General features: G+C 60.3%; 23 protein-coding genes, 1 tRNA gene and 1 pseudogene. 6 read left to right on the top strand and 19 right to left on the bottom strand.

Annotated features, from left to right (window positions below):
* The first annotated feature begins 69 nt into the window (after positions 1–69).
* The gene (locus AB4O12_RS01360; RefSeq protein WP_007911337.1) at positions 70–540 is read left to right on the top strand and encodes an RNA methyltransferase; all 471 of its coding nucleotides are present in this window, start codon (positions 70–72) and stop codon (positions 538–540) included.
* 81 nt (positions 541–621) lie between these two features.
* Positions 622–999 carry a YgaP family membrane protein gene (locus AB4O12_RS01355; RefSeq protein WP_110645006.1) on the top strand — a complete coding sequence of 126 codons (378 nt, stop codon included), beginning with the start codon at positions 622–624 and terminating at the stop codon, positions 997–999.
* A 121-nt stretch (positions 1,000–1,120) separates the two neighbouring features.
* Here the strand turns inward: AB4O12_RS01355 and AB4O12_RS01350 are convergent, their stop codons facing one another.
* From AB4O12_RS01350 to AB4O12_RS01330, 5 genes are all read right to left on the bottom strand, one after another.
* Positions 1,121–1,570 carry a YcgN family cysteine cluster protein gene (locus AB4O12_RS01350; RefSeq protein WP_016771232.1) on the bottom strand — a complete coding sequence of 150 codons (450 nt, stop codon included), beginning with the start codon at positions 1,568–1,570 and terminating at the stop codon, positions 1,121–1,123.
* Between the two features lie 252 nt (positions 1,571–1,822).
* Positions 1,823–2,755, bottom strand: coding sequence for a D-2-hydroxyacid dehydrogenase (locus tag AB4O12_RS01345; protein ID WP_041478849.1), 933 nt, complete (start codon positions 2,753–2,755; stop codon positions 1,823–1,825).
* A gap of 105 nt (positions 2,756–2,860) precedes the next feature.
* Positions 2,861–3,154 (bottom strand): YcgL domain-containing protein, encoded by a 294-nt coding sequence (locus AB4O12_RS01340; RefSeq protein ID WP_041478850.1) that lies wholly within the window; start codon positions 3,152–3,154, stop codon positions 2,861–2,863.
* Entirely contained in the window at positions 3,151–4,284 is a 1,134-nt protein-coding gene (gene rnd / locus AB4O12_RS01335) for a ribonuclease D (RefSeq protein WP_024012017.1), read from the bottom strand. The genes AB4O12_RS01340 and rnd overlap by 4 nt, the downstream gene beginning before the upstream one ends.
* A 163-nt stretch (positions 4,285–4,447) precedes the next feature.
* Positions 4,448–6,097 (bottom strand): phosphoethanolamine transferase, encoded by a 1,650-nt coding sequence (locus AB4O12_RS01330; RefSeq protein ID WP_041478852.1) that lies wholly within the window; start codon positions 6,095–6,097, stop codon positions 4,448–4,450.
* Between the two features lie 403 nt (positions 6,098–6,500).
* On the opposite strand from AB4O12_RS01330, the gene AB4O12_RS01325 reads away from it, so the two are divergent.
* Both AB4O12_RS01325 and AB4O12_RS01320 read left to right on the top strand, forming a co-directional pair.
* Positions 6,501–7,673 (top strand): cyanate transporter, encoded by a 1,173-nt coding sequence (locus AB4O12_RS01325; RefSeq protein WP_252868958.1) that lies wholly within the window; start codon positions 6,501–6,503, stop codon positions 7,671–7,673.
* A 176-nt stretch (positions 7,674–7,849) separates the two neighbouring features.
* Positions 7,850–8,785 carry a LysR family transcriptional regulator gene (locus AB4O12_RS01320; protein ID WP_150742405.1) on the top strand — a complete coding sequence of 312 codons (936 nt, stop codon included), beginning with the start codon at positions 7,850–7,852 and terminating at the stop codon, positions 8,783–8,785.
* A gap of 3 nt (positions 8,786–8,788) precedes the next feature.
* On the opposite strand, the gene AB4O12_RS01315 is transcribed toward AB4O12_RS01320, so the two are convergent.
* From AB4O12_RS01315 to AB4O12_RS01290, 6 genes are all read right to left on the bottom strand, one after another.
* Positions 8,789–9,154, bottom strand: coding sequence for a 5-carboxymethyl-2-hydroxymuconate Delta-isomerase (locus tag AB4O12_RS01315; protein WP_041478855.1), 366 nt, complete (start codon positions 9,152–9,154; stop codon positions 8,789–8,791).
* Between the two features lie 166 nt (positions 9,155–9,320).
* Positions 9,321–10,241 carry a LysR substrate-binding domain-containing protein gene (locus tag AB4O12_RS01310; protein ID WP_460060183.1) on the bottom strand — a complete coding sequence of 307 codons (921 nt, stop codon included), beginning with the start codon at positions 10,239–10,241 and terminating at the stop codon, positions 9,321–9,323.
* Positions 10,242–10,330: 89 nt separating this feature from the next.
* Positions 10,331–12,436, bottom strand: coding sequence for a DUF6311 domain-containing protein (locus tag AB4O12_RS01305; protein WP_460060182.1), 2,106 nt, complete (start codon positions 12,434–12,436; stop codon positions 10,331–10,333).
* Positions 12,433–12,819 carry a GtrA family protein gene (locus AB4O12_RS01300; RefSeq protein ID WP_056783558.1) on the bottom strand — a complete coding sequence of 129 codons (387 nt, stop codon included), beginning with the start codon at positions 12,817–12,819 and terminating at the stop codon, positions 12,433–12,435. The genes AB4O12_RS01305 and AB4O12_RS01300 overlap by 4 nt, the downstream gene beginning before the upstream one ends.
* A complete protein-coding gene (locus AB4O12_RS01295; protein ID WP_095180646.1) occupies positions 12,816–13,526 on the bottom strand; it encodes a class I SAM-dependent methyltransferase in 711 nt (236 codons plus the stop codon). The genes AB4O12_RS01300 and AB4O12_RS01295 overlap by 4 nt, the downstream gene beginning before the upstream one ends.
* 3 nt (positions 13,527–13,529) lie before the next feature.
* Entirely contained in the window at positions 13,530–14,495 is a 966-nt protein-coding gene (locus AB4O12_RS01290; protein ID WP_150636528.1) for a glycosyltransferase family 2 protein, read from the bottom strand.
* A 275-nt stretch (positions 14,496–14,770) separates the two neighbouring features.
* Between AB4O12_RS01290 and AB4O12_RS01285 the strand changes: the two genes are divergently transcribed.
* A complete protein-coding gene (locus AB4O12_RS01285) occupies positions 14,771–14,962 on the top strand; it encodes a YegP family protein (RefSeq protein WP_016771242.1) in 192 nt (63 codons plus the stop codon).
* Positions 14,963–15,075: 113 nt separating this feature from the next.
* Here the strand turns inward: AB4O12_RS01285 and AB4O12_RS01280 are convergent, their stop codons facing one another.
* Together AB4O12_RS01280 and AB4O12_RS01275 are read right to left on the bottom strand one after the other, a co-directional pair.
* Positions 15,076–16,053, bottom strand: a complete 978-nt coding sequence (locus AB4O12_RS01280; RefSeq protein WP_460060180.1) for an SDR family oxidoreductase — start codon at positions 16,051–16,053, stop codon at positions 15,076–15,078.
* 152 nt (positions 16,054–16,205) lie between these two features.
* Positions 16,206–17,783 (bottom strand): histidine kinase famiy protein, encoded by a 1,578-nt coding sequence (locus AB4O12_RS01275; RefSeq protein WP_423662459.1) that lies wholly within the window; start codon positions 17,781–17,783, stop codon positions 16,206–16,208.
* Positions 17,784–17,979: 196 nt separating this feature from the next.
* Here AB4O12_RS01275 and AB4O12_RS01270 point away from each other — a divergent pair, with 196 nt between their 5' ends.
* Complete coding sequence (locus AB4O12_RS01270) at positions 17,980–18,978, top strand: ribonuclease Z (protein ID WP_056783549.1); 999 nt, start codon at positions 17,980–17,982, stop codon at positions 18,976–18,978.
* A gap of 23 nt (positions 18,979–19,001) precedes the next feature.
* On the opposite strand, the pseudogene AB4O12_RS01265 reads toward AB4O12_RS01270, so the two are convergent.
* The 6 genes and pseudogenes from AB4O12_RS01265 to bamC form a co-directional block, all read right to left on the bottom strand.
* Positions 19,002–19,136: pseudogene (locus AB4O12_RS01265) on the bottom strand (manganese catalase family protein); the annotation flags it as partial.
* Positions 19,137–19,176: 40 nt separating this feature from the next.
* A complete protein-coding gene (chrA, locus tag AB4O12_RS01260; RefSeq protein WP_423662457.1) occupies positions 19,177–20,532 on the bottom strand; it encodes a chromate efflux transporter in 1,356 nt (451 codons plus the stop codon).
* Positions 20,533–20,651: 119 nt separating this feature from the next.
* Positions 20,652–20,741, bottom strand: a tRNA-Ser gene (locus AB4O12_RS01255).
* Positions 20,742–20,825: 84 nt separating this feature from the next.
* Positions 20,826–21,539 (bottom strand): phosphoribosylaminoimidazolesuccinocarboxamide synthase, encoded by a 714-nt coding sequence (gene purC / locus AB4O12_RS01250; protein WP_016771262.1) that lies wholly within the window; start codon positions 21,537–21,539, stop codon positions 20,826–20,828.
* A 28-nt stretch (positions 21,540–21,567) separates the two neighbouring features.
* Positions 21,568–22,329: an MBL fold metallo-hydrolase gene (locus AB4O12_RS01245; RefSeq protein WP_460060178.1), complete on the bottom strand. Its 762-nt coding sequence runs from the start codon at positions 22,327–22,329 to the stop codon at positions 21,568–21,570.
* A 6-nt stretch (positions 22,330–22,335) separates the two neighbouring features.
* Complete coding sequence (gene bamC, locus AB4O12_RS01240; protein ID WP_076566403.1) at positions 22,336–23,451, bottom strand: outer membrane protein assembly factor BamC; 1,116 nt, start codon at positions 23,449–23,451, stop codon at positions 22,336–22,338.
* Positions 23,452–23,462: the final 11 nt, after the last annotated feature.

The following is a 23,462-nucleotide window of genomic DNA, read 5'->3' as shown; positions in this document are numbered from 1 at the left end:
ATCTCGAATCTGCCCGCCCTCCCCCAATCCCCGTATAATCGCCCTCTTTTTCCCGAAGGCACCCCGCTCGTGGCAGACAAACGGTACAGCTGCATTGGTTTGTATAACCCCAAATCACCGGAGAACGTCGGCTCGGTGATGCGCGCCGCAGGCTGTTACGGCGTGGCGTCGGTGTTCTACACCGGCAAGCGTTATGAACGCGCGGCCGATTTCGTCACCGACACCAAGCGCGTGCACTACGACATCCCGTTGATCGGCATCGACGACCTGAAAAAAATCCTTCCGCTCAACTGCGTGCCCGTCGCGGTAGAGCTGGTCGAAGGCGCACGGCCGCTGCCGGAATACACCCACCCCGACCGCGCCCTGTACATCTTCGGCCCGGAAGACGGCTCGCTGGATAAAGAGATTCGCGACTGGTGCGAAGACGTCGTGTACATCCCCACCACCGGCTGCATGAATCTCGCCGCCACGGTCAACGTCGTGCTCTACGACCGCATGGCCAAGGGCCTGAACACCCGCTCCGGGCCGAAATTCCGCTGAAGCGTCGCACATTCGATGGAACAAGCTGACCGCCCTGGCAGTCAGCTTATCTATCAATCGCACCCTGCCTGGAGATAGATCATGAGCGAGCTCAAACGCGTAGAACGCATCGAATCCACCCCGTTCCAGTCGCCTTCGCACAAGAATGTGCATGGCTGGGAGCGCGTCGGCTCGTTGACCGGCGGCGTGCTGATGGTCGGCAAGGGCCTGCGCCGTGGCGGCGTGTTCGGCCTGATTCAAGTGGCGCTCGGCGGCATGGCCGTGGCCCGTGGCATTACCGGGCACTGCTCGGCGAAAAGCCTGTTGGAAAAAGGCCGTCAGGACATGAGCAACGTGCGGGCGAAGATCGAACGCGCCGGGGAAGAACTGAGCAAGTTGAAGACCAATGCCGAAGTGGCCACGGAAACGGCGACCGTCACCGGCAATGATTCGCTGACCTCGCCGAAGGCCGGCGTCTGAGGCTTTAAAGCAAAAGATCGCAGCCTGCGGCAGCTCCTACACGGAATCACGTTTTCCATTGTAGGAGCTGCCGAAGGCTGCGATCTTTTGATCTTTACGGGTTCAACAACTCACCACCTCATCAGCCCGCGCGAAAAATCAGATGATCTTCCCAGTCATCCTCCGGCACGCTGCCTTCGGCGAGCATGCGCCCGGACTGGGAAATCCGCTCATGGTGCACCGCGTCGCGGTCGCCACACACCAGGTGGTGCCATAACGGCAGATCCTTGCCCTCGCTGACCAGACGATAACCGCAGGTCGGCGGCAGCCATTTGAATTCTTCCGCCTGACCCGGCGTGAGCTGGATGCAGTCAGGGACAAACTTGATCCGGTTCGGATAATCGCTGCACTGGCAGGTTTTCAGATCCAGCAGTTTGCAGGCGATGCGCGTGTAATAGACGCTGTTGTCTTCTTCGTCCTCGAGCTTTTGCAGGCAGCACAGACCGCAGCCATCGCACAGCGATTCCCATTCCTCATGATCGAGTTGATCGAGGGTTTTGCGTTTCCAGAACGGTTCGACTATGGCGGCCATGGCTCAAGCATCAACATCAAGGTGGTGAAAAGGCCGCCAGTCTAGTGCCAGCGGGCGCGGGGGCCAAGCGCTGGCGACTGCCGGTAAATCCGCTTGTCAGCGCCAGCGCCGCCCACTGAGCAAACTGGTGGCTACCCTTTGAAACCAATGTGGGAGCGAGCCTGCTCGCGAAAGCGCTGTGTCAGACACGCTGTTGTCGACTGACACGCCCTCTTCGCGAGCAGGCTCGCTCCCACAGCGAAATCGGGTGAGTCAGTAACCGCGGGTGAAATCCACCTCGCCGCGCAAAGCCTCACCCGCCTCGTACGCTTTCAGGTTCTGCACAAACAAATCCACCATCAGCGCCGGCGAGGTCGGCGCCGAGCTGTGCCCGGTCAGCAACAAGCCCCACGCGGTCCAGAACGGGTGACGTTGCGGCAATGGCTCCTGACGGCAAACGTCGATCACCGCGCCGGCCAGATGCCCTTCCTTCAAGGCTTCTACCAGATCGGCATCGACCACTGCGACGCCACGCCCGGCGTTGATGAACAATCCGGTCGGCTTGAATTGCTTGAACAGCGCCGCGTCGTAGATATCGTGGGTGTGTTCGGTGTTCGGCAGCAGATTGACCACGTAATCCACTTCGCCCACCAATCGCGGAAGATCGGCCAGCGCGCCGACTTCGACAAATGGCGCCTGTTCGCGGGCACTGCTGGCGATACCGTACAGCTCGACGCCGAACGGCCGCAGAAACTGCGCAACGCTCTGGCCGATGTCACCGGTGCCGACGATCAGCACCTTGCGCCCTACCAGACTCTGGCCGCTGCGGTTGTCCCACTTGCGCTCGACCTGGCTGACCAGCCGCGCCAGCACTTCGCGTTCGTGGCCGAGGATGTAGGTCAGCACGTATTCAGCCATGACCTGACCGAAAATCCCCACGGCGCGGGTCAGGCGATAGTCGCGGCGCAGGCCGTCGGCGAGCAGCGGCGTGATGCCGGCCCAGGTCGATTGCAGCCATTGCGGTTGATGGCCCTGGCGCAGCAAGGTCGCCAGCAGATCCGGCTGGCCCAGCCACACCGGGCAATCGGCGGCCTGACGCGCCAGTTCGGCGGAGTCGCCGCTGGTCAGGATTTCAAGCTCGGGCAGCGCCTGACGCAGCAGGCGGGCGTATATCGCGTAGTCGTGTTCGGCAATCAGAACGCGCATCTTCAAACCTTTCGCAAACCGTGCAGACAGCCGCCGGGGTCGGGCCGGCCATCGCGGTAAAAACAGTTCCAGGGTTAACCGAGGCCCAGAACAGGGCCTCGCGGGTCAGACCGGGTCGTTGCGTCGCAGCAACTCTTCGGGCAAGTGCTCGATGTACTCGTCCTCGGCCGGTGGCATTTGCAGGTGATAGCCCTGCTTGTCGAGGTTTTCCAGAACCACGGTGATGTCTTCGCTGGCCAGCTTGCGCTCGGGCGACAGCACCAGATCGAAGGAGTGCTTCGCTTTGCCAAAAGCCGTCATCAGCGCTTCCGGCACGCGCTCGAGCGCATCGCTCTTGAGCACGTAGAGATACATGCCGCTGCGCTTGGAGCTTTGGTAGATGGAGCAAATACGTTTCAAGGCTGTTCTCCGGCGGTGGCCAGGCTGTCGAGCAGCTTCTGGCCGAGCAATTCGCGGCGCCAGCCACGCAGCGAATCGGGCAATTGGTAAGGCCCCTCGGGGAAGCCGCTTTTGACCAGGGCTTCGAGGGTTTTCTTGCGCAGCATCAGTTCCGGGGCAATACCCAGGCGTTCGGCCTCGGCCTGACCCAGCGCGCGCAGTTGCTTGATCAGCGCAGCGGCTTCGATCGGCAACGGCTCCGGCACTGCCGGCGGCCATTGATCTGGCCCCACACTGCCAGAGCGCTTGATCAGATCAAGCAGAAACTGACCGTCCTGACGTACGGTACGCGGGTGCATGTCTTCAATCTTGCCCAGCGCCGCGAGGTTATCCGGCTGCGTGCGGGCCAAGGGCCACAGCGAGTGTTCACGGACGATGCGGTTGCGCGGCAGGTCGCGGGCGCGGGCTTCTTTTTCGCGCCAGGCGCACAGCTCACGCAGCACGGCGAGTTGTGCACGGGACAACTTCCATGCCAGTTTCGCCTCGCGATACACCTCGTAAGGATCGGTTTCGCGGCGCAGGTTGGCGACCAGTTCGGCGCCATCCTCCAGCACCCAGGCGAACTTGTCGTCGGACAGCTTGGGCCGCAACTCGACGAACACCTCGGCCAGATGCACGGCGTCTTCGGCGGCGTAGCTGATCTGGGTTTCGGACAGCGGGCGCTGCAACCAGTCGGAACGGGTTTCGCCCTTTGGCAGGTCGATGCCGAGCACCTCCTGCACCAGACGCGAGTAGCCCATCGAAAAGCCGAGGTTCAGGTAAGCGGCGGCCAGTTGCGTGTCGAACAGAGGCGCCGGCAGGCTGCCGGTCAGGCGCAACAGTACTTCGAGGTCTTCGCTGCAGGCGTGCAGGACTTTCAGCACCGCCGGGTTTTCCAGCAACGCTGCCAGAGGTTGCCAGGCGTTGATGGTCAGCGGATCGATCAGGTAGGCGCGTTTGCCGTCGCCGATCTGCAACAGGCCGGCAATCGGGTAGAAGGTGTCGACCCGCATGAATTCGGTGTCGAGGGCAACGAACGGCAGCTGCTGCCACTCGGCGCAAAACTGCGCGAGGCTTTCGTTGTCGCGAATCCAGTGAATATCGATAGCCACACGGCTCTCCCTTGAAGAATGGCGCGCAGTATATATCGCCACCGACGATTTACGCGCCTTTGAAGGGCAAGAGCTGTAAGGAAATGTCTTGCCTGTCAGCAAGAATAGTCTGACAGCAGAAACAGAAAGGCCCGTCGCATTGGCGCGACGGGCAGGAAACGCTTCACTGCTTTGCCAACACGCCGTCGATCACCGCGCCACGACAGCCGGCAAACATGTCCAAGGCAGGTTGATAGACGCTGCTGCGCACTTCCAGCAGGCCGAGCATCGAGTGGAACAGATTGTCCTGGCTAAGCGGCTTGTCCCGGCTCAGTTGCAGGCAATGGGTGTCGACCGAATAGGCCTTCTGATAGCTGTCAGAGAACCACGCCAGCATCGCTACATGCTTCTGTTGCTCGGGCGCCAGCATATAAGGCGTGCCGTGCAGAAACAGGTTGTACTCGCCCAGCGATTCGCCGTGGTCCGACAGATAGAGCATGGCGGTGTCGACTTTGTCCTGATTGCTGCGCAGCACATCGATCAGGCTCGCCAGCACATGGTCGGTGTAGACCAAGGTGTTGTCGTAACCGTTTACGATACTTTCGCGGCTGCAATTGTTCAGCGCGTTACTTTCACAGACCGGAGTGAAGTGTTCGTACTCCTTGGGATACCGCTTGAAGTAGTCCGGGCCGTGACTGCCCATCTGGTGCAGAACCAGGACGGTGTCCTTGTCCAAGTGATCGATAAAACTTTGCAGCCCTTGCAGGAGGATTTCATCGCGACATTCGCTGTTGGCGCACAACGCCGGGTCTTGCAACTTGCTGACATCCTGCACCGTGACGCGGTCGCATGTGCCTTTGCAGCCGGACTGGTTATCGCGCCAGATCACATCGATGCCGGCACGCTTGAGCACATCGAGCAAGCCCTCTTCATTCCTGGCCTTGCTGGCGTTGTAATCCTTGCGACCCATGTTGGAGAACATGCACGGTACCGAAACGGCGGTTTCCGTGCCGCAGGAATGCACGTCAGTGAAAGCGATCAGCCCGGCCTCTTTGTCCAGTTGCGGGGTGGTGTCTCGGTCGTAACCGAGAATGCCGAAGTTCTGCGCTCGCGCACTTTCCCCTACCACCAGCACGGTGAGGGATTTGCGTGGCTGTAGCTGCAAGTCGGGGTTGCGCTGGGCATCTTCGCCGATCTTGATGAACGGCTGCTGCGCCGAGACAACTTGCTCTTGCAGATAACCAATGGATGCGCCGATGTAATTGCTCGGCACCAGCATCAGGCGAATTTCGTGGTGATTGCGAAACAGCGACGACAAACCTTGATAGTTGGCCAATGCCACAACACCGATTACCGCCGCCGAGGCAACACTGACAATAACTTTGCTGAACAACTCGCGATGCCAGCGCCGATAATTGACCGGTACTTTCCACAACAACAAACACGGCAAAACACCCAGCAAGAGAATATAAGCGAACAACTTCAACGAGAGCAGATCACGCACTTCCGTCGCGTTGGTCTCGGCAAAGTTGCGCAACATGCCCGCATCAATCATGACGCCATATTGGCTCATGAAATAAGCCACGCCGGCGCTGACTAAAAACAAAAGAGTCAAAAGTGGTTTAAGCAGTGGCCGGAACGCGAATATCGTCAGCACGATATTGAACGCGGCAAGGATCATCACGCCGAACGCCACGCGCATGGCGATGCCCTTGCCATCGGCGGCGGTGATCTCGAACAGGTGTTGCCAAAGCACCAGATTGAAACCGAGCAACAAAAAGGCGCTGGCAAACAACGTCACCCATTCCGGGCGCACGGCTTTTAACTTCAACATGATGAGTGACTGTTCCTGAAAGAAGAGCCTCGTCGATTGTGAAAAATTCATTCACCGAGGCATGCCAAACTTTAGGCAGGCATGGATCAATTTTTCGTGAAAAAGATGCTAATGATTAGTTGCCTCGGAGTACGAACGTGAAAGTTTGCGAGTATTTGAGAATGGTTCAGGGTTTATTCAGTTTCAGGCACTTCACAATGTCCTCTGTGGGAGCGAGCCTGCTCGCGAAAGCGCAGTGTCAGCAAATGATTGTTGGTCTGGAGTAACGCATTCGCGAGCAGGCTCGCTCCCACATCGGGACAGCGGTGTTATCGAGTTTTTAGGTCTGGCCCGGCATTTTCTGATTTGCCGATGCGCGCGACGCCACGCCTAATCATCAGCCTCTGCACTCAAAGGCCCGCTGATGAATCACTCCCGCCCCGCCGCTTGGCTGATACTCGCGATCATTCTTGTCGCACTTAATCTGCGCCCCTCAATGGCAGCCATCGGGCCGCTGCTGTCGGCGATCCGTGGCGATATACCGTTGAGCTTCACGCTTGCCTCTTTGCTGACGATGCTGCCGGTCATGGCCATGGGGCTGGCGATGTTCTTCGGCCTGCGCATCAGCCAGCGTCTGGGCGAACAACGCACGGTGCTGCTGTCGCTGCTTGTCATCGGGCTGGCGAGCCTGTCACGGCTGTTTATCGATTCTGCGGGCGAGCTGATCGTCAGCGCGATACTGGCCGGTATTGGCATAGCCCTGATTCAGGCATTGATGCCGGCGCTGATCAAGACGCGCTTTGCTGACAACGTGGCGTTGTGCATGGGCATCTACGTGACTTCGATCATGGGCGGCGCCGCGATTGCCGCATCGTTCGCGCCGCTGGTGATGGTGCAGACCGGCAGTTGGCGCGTGGGGCTGGCCATCTGGGCGGCGTTGGCATTGGTCGCATTGCTGGTCTGGTGCTTGCAGCCAGCGCAAGCCCTATCAAGGGTGACCCAGCGGGAGCCTTTCATCACGCGCCGTCGCGCCTGGTTGCTGGCGATTTTCTTTGGCCTCGGTACGGCGTCCTACACCTGCGTCCTCGCCTGGCTGGCCCCGTACTACGTAGAAAAAGGCTGGAGTGAACAAACCGCCGGGTTGATGTTGGGTTTTCTTACAGCGATGGAGGTCATTTCCGGGCTGGTAGTGCCGGCGATCGCCAATCGCAGCCGTGACCGGCGTGGGATATTGGCGGTTCTGCTGTTGCTGATCATCGGCGGTTTCTGCGGGCTGATTCTCGCCCCGCCATCTCTGGCCCTGTTATGGCCCTGTCTGTTGGGGCTGGGGATTGGCGGTCTGTTTCCGATGAGCCTGATCGTCGCTCTGGATCACTGCGACGAGCCGCAGCGCGCCGGTGGCCTGACCGCGTTTGTACAGGGGATCGGTTATCTGATCGCAGGACTGTCGCCGCTGTTGGCAGGGATCATTCGTGATCGGCTGGGCAGTTTCGAAGGCGCGTGGTGGGCGCTGACTGCAGTAGTGGTGCTCATGCTGCTGATGGTCGTGCGCTTCAACCCTCGCGACTACACACGTCACTTGCCCTGCCCGGCCTAGAGGCCTCTGGCCATCTTTTGCGCACGAGATTGGCAACGTCGTGTTGCTAAAAGTTTCTGTCCCACATGTGTCCGTGAAATGTCCTACGAGGGTTTCTCCTGGCACCATCGTTCCGTTAGGATCGTACGCACACGTTTGCGCGAATTCTGCGCAAGGGGCACAGCGAGACGGAACTCATGCTGAACAGTAATTTGCTTCGCAAGCTCGATATGCAGGACTTGATGGTATTCGTCGCCGTGTACGAGCAGAGCAGTGTCACCGATGTCTCGGAAACCCTGTTCGTCAGCCAGTCCACCGTCAGTTATTGCCTGAAGAAACTGCGCACCAGTTTCGAAGACGAGTTATTCGTTAACACCCGCACTGGCATGCGTCCGACCTATAAGGCCTGCAGCATGTACGGCCATGTGCAGAAGATTCTCGAAAGCATCAACCTCTGTCATGCCGGCGCCCCGGCCTTCGACCCGAGCCGGCAGGCGGTGACTTTCAACATCTGCGCCCCGGAATACTTCGAGCAATTGATTCTGCCGCGTCTGTTGAAGCGCTTCGACTTCGATGACTTACCGGTGATGGTCAACATGCACAAATTCGAAACCGACGTTCCGGCCGAAGAGTTGCGCGACGGCAGCCTCGATCTGGTGATCAGTTTCGGCCCGCACTTTCACCGCCAGCATGCGGATCTGAAATCACGGATGTTGCTGGAAGATGACCTGGTCTGCGTCTTCGACAAACGCGCCACGCCACTGGAACCGCGCCTGAGCCTGCAAGCATTCACCGAACGTCGGCATGTGTTTCCAACGCCGTGGACTTCAAGCACCAACATGGTCGACGGCTGGCTGGCGCGGCAAGCGCAAAAGCGCCAGATAGTGGCCCGATCGAACAGCTACAGCGCCGCGTTGAAGATGATCACCGGCACCGATTTCATCCTCACCCTGCCCCGGCGTATCCAGCGTCTGCTGACCAACGACGCGGTGTTCAACCACTGCGAAGCGCCCAACGGCCTGCCGGGTTTCACCCTCGACATGCAGTGGAGCCAGAACGCCGATCAGGACAGCGCCAACGTCTGGCTGCGCGAGCAGGTGATTCAGGTGTGCAGCGAGCTGGAAAACGCCTGAACGTCAGATGCCGATGGCGGCTTTGCTGTAGGACTCGCGATCGATGTCGAGCAGTTCCACGCACAGTTGCACTTCGAGCCCGGCCGGCCATTCGCACAGTTCCTGCAACACTGCCAGCAGACTTTGCGAGAGCTGCTTCTTGATCTCCGCCGAGCGCCCGCTGAGCAAGGCCAGTTTCACATGGACGAAGGCACGCTCGCCCTGCGCCGTGCCGACCTTGAAGTTGTCGATCTTGATCGCGCGGCTCTTGATATCGAACTCCGCGCCGAACTGACCGGAACCGACCAGCGTGTTGTTGAGCCGGATCAGGGCGATGTCAGCGTTCAACTGCGTCAGGTTGGCGGTGTATTCCATGTGCAGGTGTGGCATTGCGGATCTCCAGTCGGCGGATGCGGGGGGCGTACATATACCACAATCACACAGCGTCATTTGTGGGAGCGAGCCTGCTCGCGAAAGCGTCCTTTCAGGTTGCACATCTGCGCCTGCCGAACGGCTTCGCGAGCAGGCTCGCTCCCACAGGGTTGTGTGGTGCTTGTCAGGACGAAATAAGCGGCCGTTCACTCATGAATGCTTCCAGCCGCGAGCGCAGCCAGCGTTCGGCAGGGTCGCTGTCGACGTGGCTGAGCCAGACCATCGACAGGTCCAGTGTCGGCGTCTTGAACGGGAACGGTTCCTGGAACAGCGCCCCGGACGCCGCCATCGCCGCTGCGGTGTAATCCGGCAGGCTGGCGATCAGGTCGGTGCCGGCCAGCAAAGCCGGCAGTGCGCTGTACTGCGGCACCGACAACACCACCTGCCGCGTGCGGCCCAGTTCCGCCAGCCACTCATCGGCGTAACCGCTGATATTGGCCGTGTGCGACACCAGCACATGCGGACGCGCGCAATATTCATCGAGAGTCAGCGGCGTATCAGAGGCATCGGCGCGCAGGATGCTTGGCTGGATATGCCGCAGCAGTTTGCGTTTGGCGTTGGCCGGCAGGCCACGGGTCTGGCTGATGCCGACGGTGATATCGCCGGCGGCGAGCAGGTCGGGAATGCGCCAGTAATCGACATGCTGCACCACGAACACCACACTCGGCGCCTCTTGGCGCAGCGCGCGCAACAGCGGCGGCAGCAGGCCGAATTCGACGTCGTCGGAGAGGCCGATGCGAAAGGTCATGGTGCTCGTCGCGGGATCGAAATCGCGGGTCAGGCTCAGCGCCGCCGAGAGTGAATCCAGTGCCGGTTTGAGATGGCGGTAAATATCTTCAGCGCGGGCCGTCGGCTCCATGCGATGGCCGACGCGGATGAACAGCGGATCGTTGAGCATCGTGCGCAAACGGTTGAGCGCCGAGCTGATGGTCGGCTGGCCGAGGAACAGTTTCTCCGCCGCGCGGGTCACGTTGCGTTCGAGCATCAGGGTCTCGAACACCACCATCAGGTTGATGTCGGCCTTGCGTAGTTCATTGCGGTTCATCCTTTGCCCCTGCTCCCCGGAATAGCGGCAGTGTAGAAAGGCCCAAGAACCGCGTCTATGGGCCGCTGCGCCGAACAGTCACTGAAGGGTCAATGAAGCGTCAACGCCAGAATGCCAATGGCCAGTTTGCGCGGATCGAGTCCCATGCCCAGCGCTCTCGGGCTGACGGCATCGGCGTGCTGGAAACGAATCACCAGCACGCCTTCACGCTCAATGCGCTGCTGGACTTCCGCTGGCAGATCAACGCTGACAACGTTCGCTTCGGCCTTGAGCAAGCGGGTGGAGAGCACCGGCACATCGTTGACGCTAATCTCCAGCCCCTGTTCGGTATGCGACGGCGCAATCAAAGCATTGGCTTCCAGCACAAATGATCTCACCGGGGCCTCGGGCCGCAGAATGATTTGCGACTCACTGCCCTCGGACCACGTGCCCCACGGTTCGCTTTTCGACCATCCGCTGCCGAGGAAAAACGTCGCCAGGCTGGTAACGTTGAAGGTCACGCGCTCGTTCGTCTTGAGTGGCGAGATCAGCGTAAGGGGATCGGCGGCCACGATGGGCGGGCAATCGGCGCAACGCTTCCAGCCGGGCGCCAGCACGTTCAAACCGTCGATTCTGGCGAGTACGTCAGTCTCGCGATTGAGCGTCAGCGCGGCCGGCAGCACAGTGCGGCTATCGAGTACATACAACGTATCGGCGGCGTATTGACCAGAGCTGACCATCTGGTCGGCCACAGCCTGGGCCGCCTCGGTGGCCTTGGTACTCATGCGGCCGAGGTAGACCGCATTGGTCGGCAGATGATGGCGTCCCGCATACTCGGCCAGCGTTCGCCACTGCTCCGGATAATTCTCCGGGCGCAGCCAGCGCACCGCCTGATAATGGCGGGCTGCCTGATCCCAGAACGGATCAACCAGTGGCGTCGGCCATTGTGGCGCCGGCGTGGCCATGAACAGGTTGCGCGACTCTCCCCAACCGGAACGCGTATCCGCCACTTGCAGCAACAGGGCAATGCTCAGCAGAATCCGTGCCGTGCGCGAAGTATGGCCGCGAATCACCACGTACAGAATGGCGAAAATCGCCATGTACATGACAGGCCAGATCATCCGCCCCGAACCGCGAAAAATCGTCGCCACCGCCACCACCGCATCCGGCAGCGGGATGTGCAACTCGAATGGGCCGACCCCGATGTTGTTGGAAAACGCAAACAGCGCCAGGCCGGCGAGCGCGAGCAACAGCAACGGGTAGCGACGTGGCTTGAGGTGAACAGCCGTGCCGCGTTGCAGCCATGCCGCGAAGGCGCAGATGAACAGGAACACCACACCCAAACCAAGGAAAGCAAAACCGTCACCATCGCCCAACACACCGGGCATGTCGCGCAGGGCAAACGACCAGGTTCCCGGGTCGAAAAAGCTCAGCACATTGGCGCGGAACAGACCGTAACCCATCAGTGCCAGACCGTCATCGCCGACGCTGAAGTAGCCCGCCTGCCAGCAACACAGACTCACCAGCAAAAACAGACCGATCAGTTCGGCCACAGCTTTGCGCGGCGCCAGATGTCGCCGCAGGGTGTGCGCTGCGAGATCGGCGAGCCAGATCAGCGCAATCATCGCCAGCAAATAGGCGTGAATCAGCGCGGCCGCCGCCAGCAACGTTCCCCAGGCCAGAGAGCGTTTTGGCGTGAATGGCCGCAGCGCCAGGTACAGCGCGGCCAGCAACATGAAATGCCCGCCCAGGGACAGGTGCACGCTCATGCGGATCAGCATGGCCGGAACGAATAAAAACAGCCCGGTGCCGAGCAACCGCAGAACCGCGTCGCGGGTCACCAGGCCGAGCAGTTTCCAGGCAAACCAGCTCTGCAGAATGAAGCAGGTCAGCAACCACAGTCCGAAATACTGAAACGGCTCTGGCAACAACGCCGAGAACGGCTTGAACAAAAAGGCGAACAGGGGATTGGAATCGGAAAAGATCAAGCCATTGCCCAATTCAAGTCCATAAGACGGATTAAGCCCCAGCGGAAAGCTCCATGGCGAGTGCCGGAAAAACACCCAACCCTGGTAATGGGTGGCCGGGTCGCCGTCGCCCAGCCAGGCAATGTTCATCGGGTTCAACGCCCGTGGGCCGACCACGATAAAAAAGGCCAGAATGCCTAGCAGCACAGGCAACAGCGCAGCGGCCCGAGAGGTTGAGCAAAGCTTCATCGATACGTCCAGAAATTATGCAAAACGAAAGTGAACGCTGGCACCGTCAGGGCCACGGCGCCGATCCCGAGCAGATAATGCAACCCAGCCATTTGCGCCGCCCAGGCAACCAGCATCGCCAATAGAAAACCGCCCGCCGAGACCGACACAAAGCGCAGTAACGTGCGCCCGTGCAGGCGAGCTGAAAAGCTCCAGGTGGTATTGATCACATACGACACAACGGTCGCCACGGCAAAGGCGAAACCATTGGCCAGCGGCGGTTCGGGCGCGATGAAGCGGATGAACATCACGGCCACCAGCGCATGCAGCGCAGTGACGAACAGCCCGGTCAGGGCAAAGCGCAGACCACGGCGAACCAACGCTGAACGATCACTGTCGATCACGGTTTCTGCGCCAGCACGAAGACGCTCAAACCGGCCAGCCGGTTGCTGCCCATCAACGGCAACTCCATTCGGCAAAGAGTCTTGAGCACGCTGTTGACCCACGGGTGATGACGCTTGAGTTGCGACTGCGGCCGTGCGGTTTGCGAACCTTGAGGTATCAGGCGCAACGCTGCGGCGATAGGAAACACCGCACCGAAATAGTAGGCGCCGCGCTGCACGGTCAAACCGGCATCGCCCGCCAGGGTTTCGAATTGCGCGAGGGTGTAGCGGCGCTTGTGCTCAAGAAAATCATCATGACCGCTCCAGAGAAACTGAAACGCCGGCACCGTCATCAGAAAACGACTGCCCGAAGGCACTTTATCGACATAGTTTTTGAGCAGGCCGAGGTCGTCGTCGACATGCTCGAGCACGTCCATCAGTAACACCAGATCGGCATCGATGCTGTCGATGCCGCGGCGGTAATGCACCGGTTTGCCCGCGGTGGTGGCGCTTGAATCGGCGGGGTAACTGATGTCGACGCACCACGCCTCATGCGCGTCGGTGTGGGTCAGCAGATGATGCGAGAAAAACCCCGAGCCGGCACCGACATCGAGTATTCGTCGGATCGGCATGTTACCCAGCAATCGCCGGGTCGCCGCCGCTTTGCAGCAGTAATACCAATGCTCATCGATGCTGTCGCCGAGGATGTCGGTTTCCTTGAGATCCATCTGTCAGTCCTTGGGGTCGTAAACGCGACGCACCAGAAAAACCGGCCGGCGTTTGGATTCGATATAGGTGCGGCCAAGGTATTCGCCGAGTACGCCAATGCCGATCAATTGCAGACCGCCAAGGAACGTGACTGCGACCATCAGCGAGGCATAACCAGGCAAGTCGACACCGTGGATCAGTGTGCGCAGGACAATGAACATGGCGAACGCAAACGACACCAGCGAAACCGTTGCCCCCAGGTAAGTCCAGACCCGCAGCGGCTCGGTGCTGAAACTGGTGATGCCTTCGAGGGCGAAGTTCCACAGCCGCCAGCCATTGAATTTGCTTTGCCCGGCCACGCGCTCGGGGCGCTCGTAGTCGACATGAGTGGTGCGGAAACCGACCCAGGCGAACAGACCTTTCATGAAGCGTCGCGACTCAGGCAGGGTCAGCAAGGCATCGACCACGCAGCGGTCCATCAAGCGGAAGTCGCCAACGTTCTCCGGCAACGGCTGTTCGGCGATGCGGTTGTGCAGGCGATAGAACCAGTGGGCCGAGGTCGATTTGGCCCACGTGTCGCTGCGGCGGCTGACACGATGCCCCAGCACCACTTCGTAACCTTCGCGCCAGCGCTCGATCATCTGCAAAATGACTTCCGGCGGGTCCTGCAGATCGGCGTCGATCGGAACCACGATCTGCCCGGTGGCCATTTGCAGACCGGCCGACAACGCCGCTTCCTTGCCGAAGTTGCGGCTTAGATCGACGATGCGCAGACGCGAGTCTTGCCGCTGCCGCTCAAGCAAGCGCTCAAGGGTGGTGTCGGTGCTGCCATCGTTGATGAAGACCAGTTCAAGATCGATCAGTGCCTGCGTCTGAAAGACGTCGTCGATGCGCGAAAGAAAGCTGTCGAGGCTGTCGGCCTCGTTGAAAACGGGGATCACCAGCGACAACGTCACCTGCCCGGCCTGTTGCGTTCCGTGCTCAGTCAAAGGAGTGCTCTTTTTATAGTTTGTCGGTCATCGAAAGTCTTTCGAGGCCATGAGCCGTGCCGTATTAAGCAGCAGCCGGCACGCACGTGCAAGCAGGACACGGCGTCATATCGGCCAATTCGCCGGGCAGTCGCGGCGCTCTGGCCAGCGTCTTTCAGAAACATCCGCGAACGATTGGAAACAAATCCGCGATAGCCAAAAAAACCCGCTGCGCTAGGCTTGCGTCGATGCGCCACACAGGTTGGCGCGCCTTTCTATCGCAGGGAGCGAACCCCATGTATTTCGAAATCTACCGACAAACCCGAGGCACCCCCAGCACTGGCAAAGGCCAGTGGCGCTGGCGTCTGCGTGCGCGCAACCACGAGACGGTGGCCAGTGGTGAGTCATATGTGAACAAGGCTGATTGCCTGCACGTGATCAATCTGATCAAAGCCGTTCAAGGCGAGACGCCGATCAAGGAGATTTGAGCGAAACCACATTCATCAAAGGTGCATGTGCTGCATTTGTTGCTTCCATGCACCCCAGCGCCTCTAGCAGCGCGCGCAGAGATGCGTCGACAGTGGAGCGAACCGGGAAAGCATCAGAGCTGTAATAGAACCACGCCGACCAATATGGCAATCACTGCCGATATCGCCAGCACTTGCGTCGAGGTCAAGGCCAGCGCTGCATCCCTGGAACGGCCGACGAAGCGGCCGCGAATCTGATGCCGATCCGGCTGCGCTTCGAACAGGTTGTCCGGGTGCTCGTTGTCTTCAGGCTCATTGGTCTGCTGACCGGACCATGCACTTCGCGCCATCAAACGGTCGAGCAGACCGGGCATGACCGACTGCCCAATAATCGCTTTGATCGTCGACCACCCTAGCCACAACTCTCGCGGAGGATGCTTTACCACACTGAAAATCGCCCGTGCCGCTACGTCGGGGTCGTGAATCGGTGGCACCGGTTGGGGACGCTTGGGCAATTTGTTGCGCGCCCAGTCGAACTGCGGGGTATTGATCGCGGGCAATTGCACCATGCACACGCGAATATGGCTGCGCTCATGCAGCAACTCACAGCGCAACGAATCGGTAAAACCGCGCACGGCAAATTTTGCCCCGCAGTAAGCGGCCTGCAACGGAATGGCCCGATAGGCCAGCGCCGAGCCGACCTGAATGATCAATCCTTTGTTACGCGGACGCATCAACGACAGCGCTGCCAACGTGCCATGAACCGTGCCGAGATAGGTTACCTGGGTGACGCGCTCGATCTCGGCGGCGGACAATTGTTCTATCGGCGAGAGCACCGTGACCATCGCTGCATTGACCCACACCGCCAGCGGCCCGAGCGAGGCTTCCAGTTGCTGCGCGGCCTCTTGCACGGCGAGCGCATCGGCGACATCGACGCTAACGGTTTCAACCTGAACGCCATACGCTTGCAGTTCCTCTTGCGTGGCGGCCAGGCCCGCCGGATCACGCGCCAACAGTCCGATGCGGTAGCCGCCAGCGGCAAACCGATGGGCCACCGCGCGCCCTACGCCAGCACTGGCGCCGCTAATCACCACCAAAGATTGCTCCTGCATGAACCGTCCTCGTCGACGCTCAGTCGATCGGCCCGTTATTGATCATCAAGTCATCGCTCACTGCCAATATCTCCTCGGGGATCGGGTCCCTCACTGGTTGTTCAATGCAGTCTTTAGGATGGACGCCGAACGTGCGCCGTCAGTTCGTTTTTTCAGCCGAGCATCGAGCGCAGCTTGCGCAAAAGGTCCACCGGCGCGTAGGGCTTGGCGATCAATTCGAACTCATTGTCAGCCAGCTCATTGGGCGTCGACTCGTCCGCGCAGTACCCGGTCGTCAGCAGGATCTTCATGGCCGGATAGCGTTGGCTGATTTCCCGCGCCAGTGCCAGCCCGTTCATGTCGCCCGGCATGACCAAATCGGTGAATACCAGGTCGTATTCGCTACTCTGCAGCACGGCCAGTGCCTCGCTCGCATCTGCAGCGAGGTCGGTGTGGTAACCCTGTTCGGCCAATACAAAGCGCGCCAGTTCAGCGACTTCGGCGCGATCCTCGACGATCAGGATGCGCTCCGTGCCCTTGAGATTTTCTGCGGCTTCAGCGGAGCCAGATGCCGATAGCTGACTGTCATCCGCCGGGAAGAACAGGCGCACCGTGGTGCCGAGTCCCGGCGTCGATTCGATTTTGACCACACCGCCGGATTGCTTGACGAAGCCGTAAACCATCGACAAACCGAGGCCGGCACCATTGCCTTCCTCTTTGGTGGTGAAAAACGGTTCCATCACTTTGTCGAGATCGTCAGCGGCAATGCCCACGCCGTTATCGGCAACCGCGATGCAGACGTAACGCCCCGCCGCCAGTCCGCCCTGGTGCGGATCCGTCGAGTCCGGTACATCGACGTTGCGGGTCTGCACGGTGATCGCAGGTTGCTGCTGGTCAACCAGCGCATCGCAGGCGTTGGAGAGCAAATGGTTCAGCGCCATCTCGGCCTGCGCCGGGTCGAGCCGGCAGTTCCACAAGTCCTCGGCCAGTTCGAATCGCGGTTCCAGATCGGCGGATTCATGCGTCGGCAGCGTAGAGCGCTCAAGCAAGGCATTGAGATTGATCACCCGGCCTTCGAGCCGTTGTCGGCGGGAGAATGCCAGCAGATGCTGAGTCAGCAGACGGGCTTTTTCCGCCGCCGCACGGGCGTGACCGGCGCCGACCACGATGCGTTGCGGATCGATGCTCGGCCGCTTGGCGGTGTGCTGGATCAGCTCGATGTAGCCGATCATCACTTGCAGCAGGTTGTTGAAATCGTGGGCGATGCCACCGGTCAACTGCCCGAGTGCTTCCATGTTTTCGCTGTAACGCAAACCGTCCTCGGCGTCACGGCGGCGGCTGACGTCCATTTGCGAAGCGAAGAAATACACCAGTTGTCCGCGCTCGTTGAATAGCGGCGCGATGAACAGCTCGTTCCAGAACGACGAGCCGTCCTTGCGATAGTTGAGCACCTCCACGCAGGTTTCGTGTTGATGTTTCAGCGCTTGCTTGACCCGTTGCAACACCGCGCGATCAGTCTGCTCGCCTTGCAGAAACCTGCAGTTACGCCCGAGCACTTCTTCCAGCTCGTAGCCGCTGAGTTCAAGAAACGCATTGTTGGCAAAAATGATGGGATCGTCGGGCTGCGCTGGATCGGTGACAATCATGGCCATGCGGCTGACCTGCACCGCCGCGAAAAACACATCTTTGCGTTCTTGCGAAAGGGTCGCCGCATCGGCGCGGTCGACGATCGGCCTGGATTTTCTGGGCAAGTTGACCTCCGCTAAGTGACTCCGTTTCGCTGTGACCATCATCAGCGAGCGAAGTGCCGAGGCCAGCCGCCGACAGCGCGGGTGTCCGATGAATTGTCGCAGTCCATCGATGGATCCGAATCGCCTCGCTGATTGTCGAAAGCTCACCGAGAACTGCACGCAATATCTGAAATCCGATCCGCCAGGGAGAACCACCGTGGATTTGTTGTTTCTGGGCACGTCTGCCGGCGTGCCGACCCGCCAGCGCAACGTCAGTGCGACGGCACTGATCGCGTCTGCCGGCAAGGGCTGGTACCTGATCGATTGCGGTGAAGGCACCCAGCATCAGGTGCTGCGCACGCCGCTGTCGCTGAGCGAGTTGCGGGCGATTTTCATCACTCATGTGCATGCCGATCACTGCCTGGGCTTGCCGGGTCTGCTGGCGAGCACCGGCATGTCCGGACGCACGCGACCACTGGACATTATCCTGCCGACAGCGCTGCATCCCTGGCTGAAAATGAGTCTGGAGGTGACGCAATCGTATCTGCCGTTCGAGATCAACCTGCATGCTGTGGAAACGCTTACAGAGTGGCGCAGCGTCAACGTTCAGGTGCAAACCGTTGAGTTGTCGCACCGCGTGCCGTGTCATGGTTATGTGTTCACCGAGTCCGACCCGGAACCGCGTCTGGACGTGCAGCGCCTGGATGCCGAGGGTATCGAACGCGGCCCGCTCTGGGGTCAGTTGGCCCACGGTCAGGACGTGGAGGTTGACGGACGGATGCTGCACGCTCGCGACTATCTGCTGAGTTCACGACCTGATCGACGCATCATTGTCTGCGGCGATAACGATCGGCCGGCACTGCTGGCCGAAGTGGCGCAATCGGCAGATGTGCTCGTGCATGAAGCGACATTCGTGCAGGCAGCAATCGACCGCGCTCGTGCCAGTTACGGCCACAGCAGCGCCGCCGCTGTCGCTGGATTTGCCGAATCAGCCGGGGTGCGCAATCTGGTGTTGACGCATTTCAGCGCGCGCTATCAGGCCAATCCGGCGGTGAGCCCGTCGATCGAGGATGTGCGCAACGAAGCGGCAGCGCTGTATCACGGCCAACTGATTCTGGCGCGGGATCTGCAGCGCTATCACCTCGACCGTTTGGGGCATTTGCAGCCCGTAGCGATCGAGCGCAAATCTTTGCAAGTCACCAAGATTTCACAGTGATTAACCGGGGCGCGCCGCCTGATGTCAGGCGCGCGCCCCATCAAGCGCTCATAGACGATCTTCGCCCGTGCTTCAGCTGCGATGTTGGAGCGCATGTCGGCGCCCTTGTTGAGCATGACGATGATCGAGCCAATGATCTCCAGGTGACTGAGTTCTTCAGGCCTTCAGCGCGCGATTCGATTTCCGGCGCCGCGACCACTAACGCAGCAAATGCACCACCAACCCAACCAACGCACAGCCCAGCAACACCTGAATCACTCCGCGTTTGAAGCGAAACAGCGCAACGGCTGCCGCAATGGCGATCAATGCCGAGGGCCAATCCAGGCTGCCGCTGAAACCCTGCGGCCAGAGCACGTGATAGCCGAAGAAACACGCCAGATTGAGAATCACGCCGACCACCGCAGCGGTGATCGCGGTAAGCGGGGCGGTGAATTTGAGTTCGTCGTGCGTCGACTCCACCAGCGGGCCGCCGGCGAGGATGAACAAGAATGAGGGTAGAAAGGTAAACCACGTCACCAGCGCGGCGGCGACCGCTCCGGCGAGGAACACCTGATCGGCGCCGAACACCTGCGTCACATAAGCGCCGACAAAACCGACGAACGCCACCACCATGATCAGCGGCCCCGGCGTGGTTTCGCCCAGCGCCAAGCCGTCGATCATCTGCGTCGGGGTCAGCCAGCCGTAGTGACCGACCGCACCTTGATAGACGTAGGGCAACACTGCGTAAGCTCCACCGAAGGTGAGCAGCGCTGCCTTGGTGAAGAACCAGCTCATCTGCGTCAGCGTGCCCTGCCAGCCAAACAGCGCAGTCAACACGCCCATCGGCAATGCCCACAGCGCGGCGCCAATCACGGCGAGCATGGCCAGTTTCGTCCAGCTGAAACGGGCATGGGCCGGTGTTGGCGTGTCGTCGTCGATCAACGCCGCGCCGAAAGACTTCTTCGCCGCGCTATGCCCGCCGGCTCTGAACCTCTCAGGCGCCAAGCGTCCGCCGCAATAGCCGATTACCGCCGCACCCAAAACGATCAGCGGAAACGGCACATTGAACGCAAAGATCGCCGTAAACGACGCCGCCGCAATCGCCCACAGCCAATTGTTCTTCAGCGCCCGCGAACCGATCCGATGGGCCGCCTGCACGACGATGGCCGTCACCGCAGGCTTGATCCCGTAAAACAGCCCGGCCACTACCGGCACCTCACCGAAGGCGATATAGAGCCACGACAGGAAAATCAGGATGAACAGCGAAGGCAACACGAACAACGCCCCGGCCACAATCCCGCCCCAGCTTCGATGCATCAGCCAGCCAATGTAGGTCGCCAATTGCTGCGCCTCCGGCCCGGGCAGCAACATGCAATAGTTCAAGGCATGCAGAAAACGCCGCTCGGAAATCCAGCGCCGGCGCTCGACCAGTTCCTGGTGCATGATCGAAATCTGCCCGGCCGGCCCGCCGAAACTGATAAAGCCCAGCTTCAACCAGAACCAGAACGCCTCGCGCAAACTCACGACTTGCGGCTTCACGTCGTCATCATCCGCCAACGGCTGAACTTCACTCATCGAGCTGTTCCTTTATGCAGTCGGCAGGTTGTACCCGAAAAGCATTGCGAACAAAACGCCAGAAACGAAAAAGCCCCCGTAATCAGCAATGATTACGGGGGCTTCGTCTTGTTCAATAATGGCGGAGAGATAGGGATTCGAACCCTAGGTACCGGTGAAGGTACAACGGATTTCGAATCCGTCCCATTCGGCCACTCTGGCATCTCTCCAACGGCGCGCATCATAACAACACTTTCGTCGGTTGCGAACCCCCCAAACGAAATTTTTTCCGTGCTATCAGATGCTTGCGTCGATTAAAGCGGTACGCCCAGACGAGCGGCGACTTCTTCGTAGGCTTCGATGACGTCACCGAGGCCCTGGCGGAAGCGGTCCTTGTCCATCTTCTTCTTGGTGTCCTTGTCCCACAGACGGCAGCCGTCCGGGCTGAACTCGTCGCCGAGGACTATGGAGCCGTCGCTGAACACGCCGAATTCAAGCTTGAAGTCGACCAGCAGCAGGCCGGCGTCGTCGAACAGTTTGCTCAGGACTTCGTTGACCTTGAGCGACAGTTCCTTCATGCGCGCCAGTTGCTCGGCGGTGCCCCAGCCGAATGCAACAACGTGGGATTCGTTGATGAACGGGTCGCCCTTGGCGTCGTCCTTCAAGAACAGTTCGAAGGTGTACGGGTTGAGCTTCATGCCCTCCTCGACGCCCAGACGCTTGACCAGGCTGCCGGCGGCGTAGTTACGCACGACGCATTCGACCGGGATCATGTCGAGCTTCTTCACCAGGCACTCGTTGTCGCCCAGCAGTTTGTCGAACTGGGTCGGCACGCCGGCAGCTTCGAGTTTCTGCATGATGAAGGCGTTGAACTTGTTGTTCACCATACCTTTGCGATCGAGCTGTTCGATGCGCTTGCCGTCGAACGCCGAAGTGTCGTTGCGAAACAGCAGGATCAAGCGGTCAGCGTCGTCGGTCTTGTAAACCGATTTGGCTTTGCCGCGGTAGAGTTCTTCACGTTTTTCCATGATGGGCTCCGCTTGCTAAGTAGGTGGGCTAGGCGCTGTGGCGCCAGTCGAGCCCTGAATCTTGATCGGCCAGTTGCAGCCAGTCCGGGTCGCACCCGAGAGTGTCGACAAAACATTGCCGGGCCAGCTGCGGCAGGTTGTTCTTGCTGCTCAGATGGGCCAGGACCAGGTGTTGCAAGCCCTGCCAGCCCAACTCGGCCACCAGGAATGCCGCCTGATGGTTGTTCAGATGTCCGCGTTCGCCGCCCACCCGCTGCTTGAGAAAGTACGGGTAGTGACCACGAGCCAGCATGTCGCGGCAATGGTTGGACTCGATCATCAATGCGTCGAGGTCCCGATAGCCATCCAGCACCCGCTCGCAGAACGACCCCAGATCGGTCAGCAGGCCGAAGCGCCGCTGTTCCTGATCGCTGAAGACGTACTGGGTCGGCTCCTGCGCGTCATGGGCCACGGCAATGACCCCGACGTTCAGTGCGCCGATCTGCAGTTGCTCGCCGCCGGCGAGAAAGCCTGCCGGTTCCAGCGGTTTGCGCATCCCGCGCAGTGTGCCGCGACTGAGGTAGACCGGCAGATTGTAGCGCCGAGACAGCAAACCCACGCCATGCACGTGGTCGGCATGTTCGTGGGTCACGAGTATCGCGCTCAGTTGCGCCGGGTGCACACCCAGGCGCAACAGACGTCTTTCGGTTTCCCGCAGGGAAAAACCACAATCCACCAGCACGTACGTATCAGCACTGGCGATCAGCGTGCCGTTCCCTTGGCTACCGCTGCCGAGAACGGCAAAACGCATATCGGATCAGCCCAGGTTGTCCTGAATCACGCTCAACACTTTACGCGCGACATCGGCCGGCGCGACGGTGTTGATGTTCTTTTCGACGGTGACCTGGATGTTCTCGCCCACCTTGCTCAGGCGAACCTGATAACGCTCGGCGCGGGCTTCGACTTCTTCCTTGCTCGGCGCACTGCCGAACAGGCTGCTGAAGAAGCCAGGCTTGTCGTCTTTCTTCTCGGCTTTTTCGGCCAGGTTGATGTAGTAAAGGCCCAGGCTGCGGTTGATGTCTTCAACGCGCCATTCGCCCTGTTCCAGCGCACGGCCGACGCTCGACCAGGCGCGGTCCAGATCGGTACCGACGTTCAACACCGGGTTGCCGCTGCCGTCTTCGTTCAGGCTGACACGGCTCGGCGCGTCGAAATCACGCGAGGCCAGCATCGACACCGAGCCGCCCTTCTCGGAGGTGCGACTCATGCTCGCGAGCATGTCGTCGACCAGCGCAGCGTCCAGGCCAGTGTTGACCGAACGGTTGGTGAAGGCCACGTCGGCCGTGCTGCCGGCAGGACGCTCGGCGCTGACCACGTAGATTTCACTGGTGTTGCGCTGCACGCCCGGCTCGATGCGCACACGCACGCGGGTTTCGCTGTCGCTGGCAATACCGGCCGCGCTCAGGCGCTTGGCCATCGACGCGGACAGCTCGTCGGAGTGCTGCCAGGTGGTGGTGAACTCGCCGGTCTGCGGACGCTGTTCATCCAGACGGAAACCGTTGTCCTGGAAGAACTGCAGCGCCACTGGCCAGACTTCGGCCGGTGGGTGCTGGGCCACGACCCAACGCGTATCACCGCTCTTCTGCAGCGAGTAATCCGTGGCATCGGCAACCGCCGACAGCGGCTGAGGACGCGGCACGACGTATTCGCCCGTCGCGGTGTCATCGGCCACATTGCGCGGGATCGGCAACAGCGGATCGAGACGCTTGGCAGTGCTCACATCCGGTGGCAATTGCATCGGTGCAGTCTGTTGCGCTTGCAGGTAATCGCTTCCACGGTCGCGGAAATAACCTTCCGGCCCCCAGACCCATCCGCAGCCACTGGTGCTGGAGATAATCAAGGCAAGTGCGGAAAGTCCGGCCATTCGCTTCATGCGTTGTACTT

It is taken from the genome of Pseudomonas sp. S2_A05 (assembly GCF_054668485.1).
Note: the sequence above shows the minus strand (reverse complement) of the source record. Positions and strands in the feature narration are given on the sequence as shown.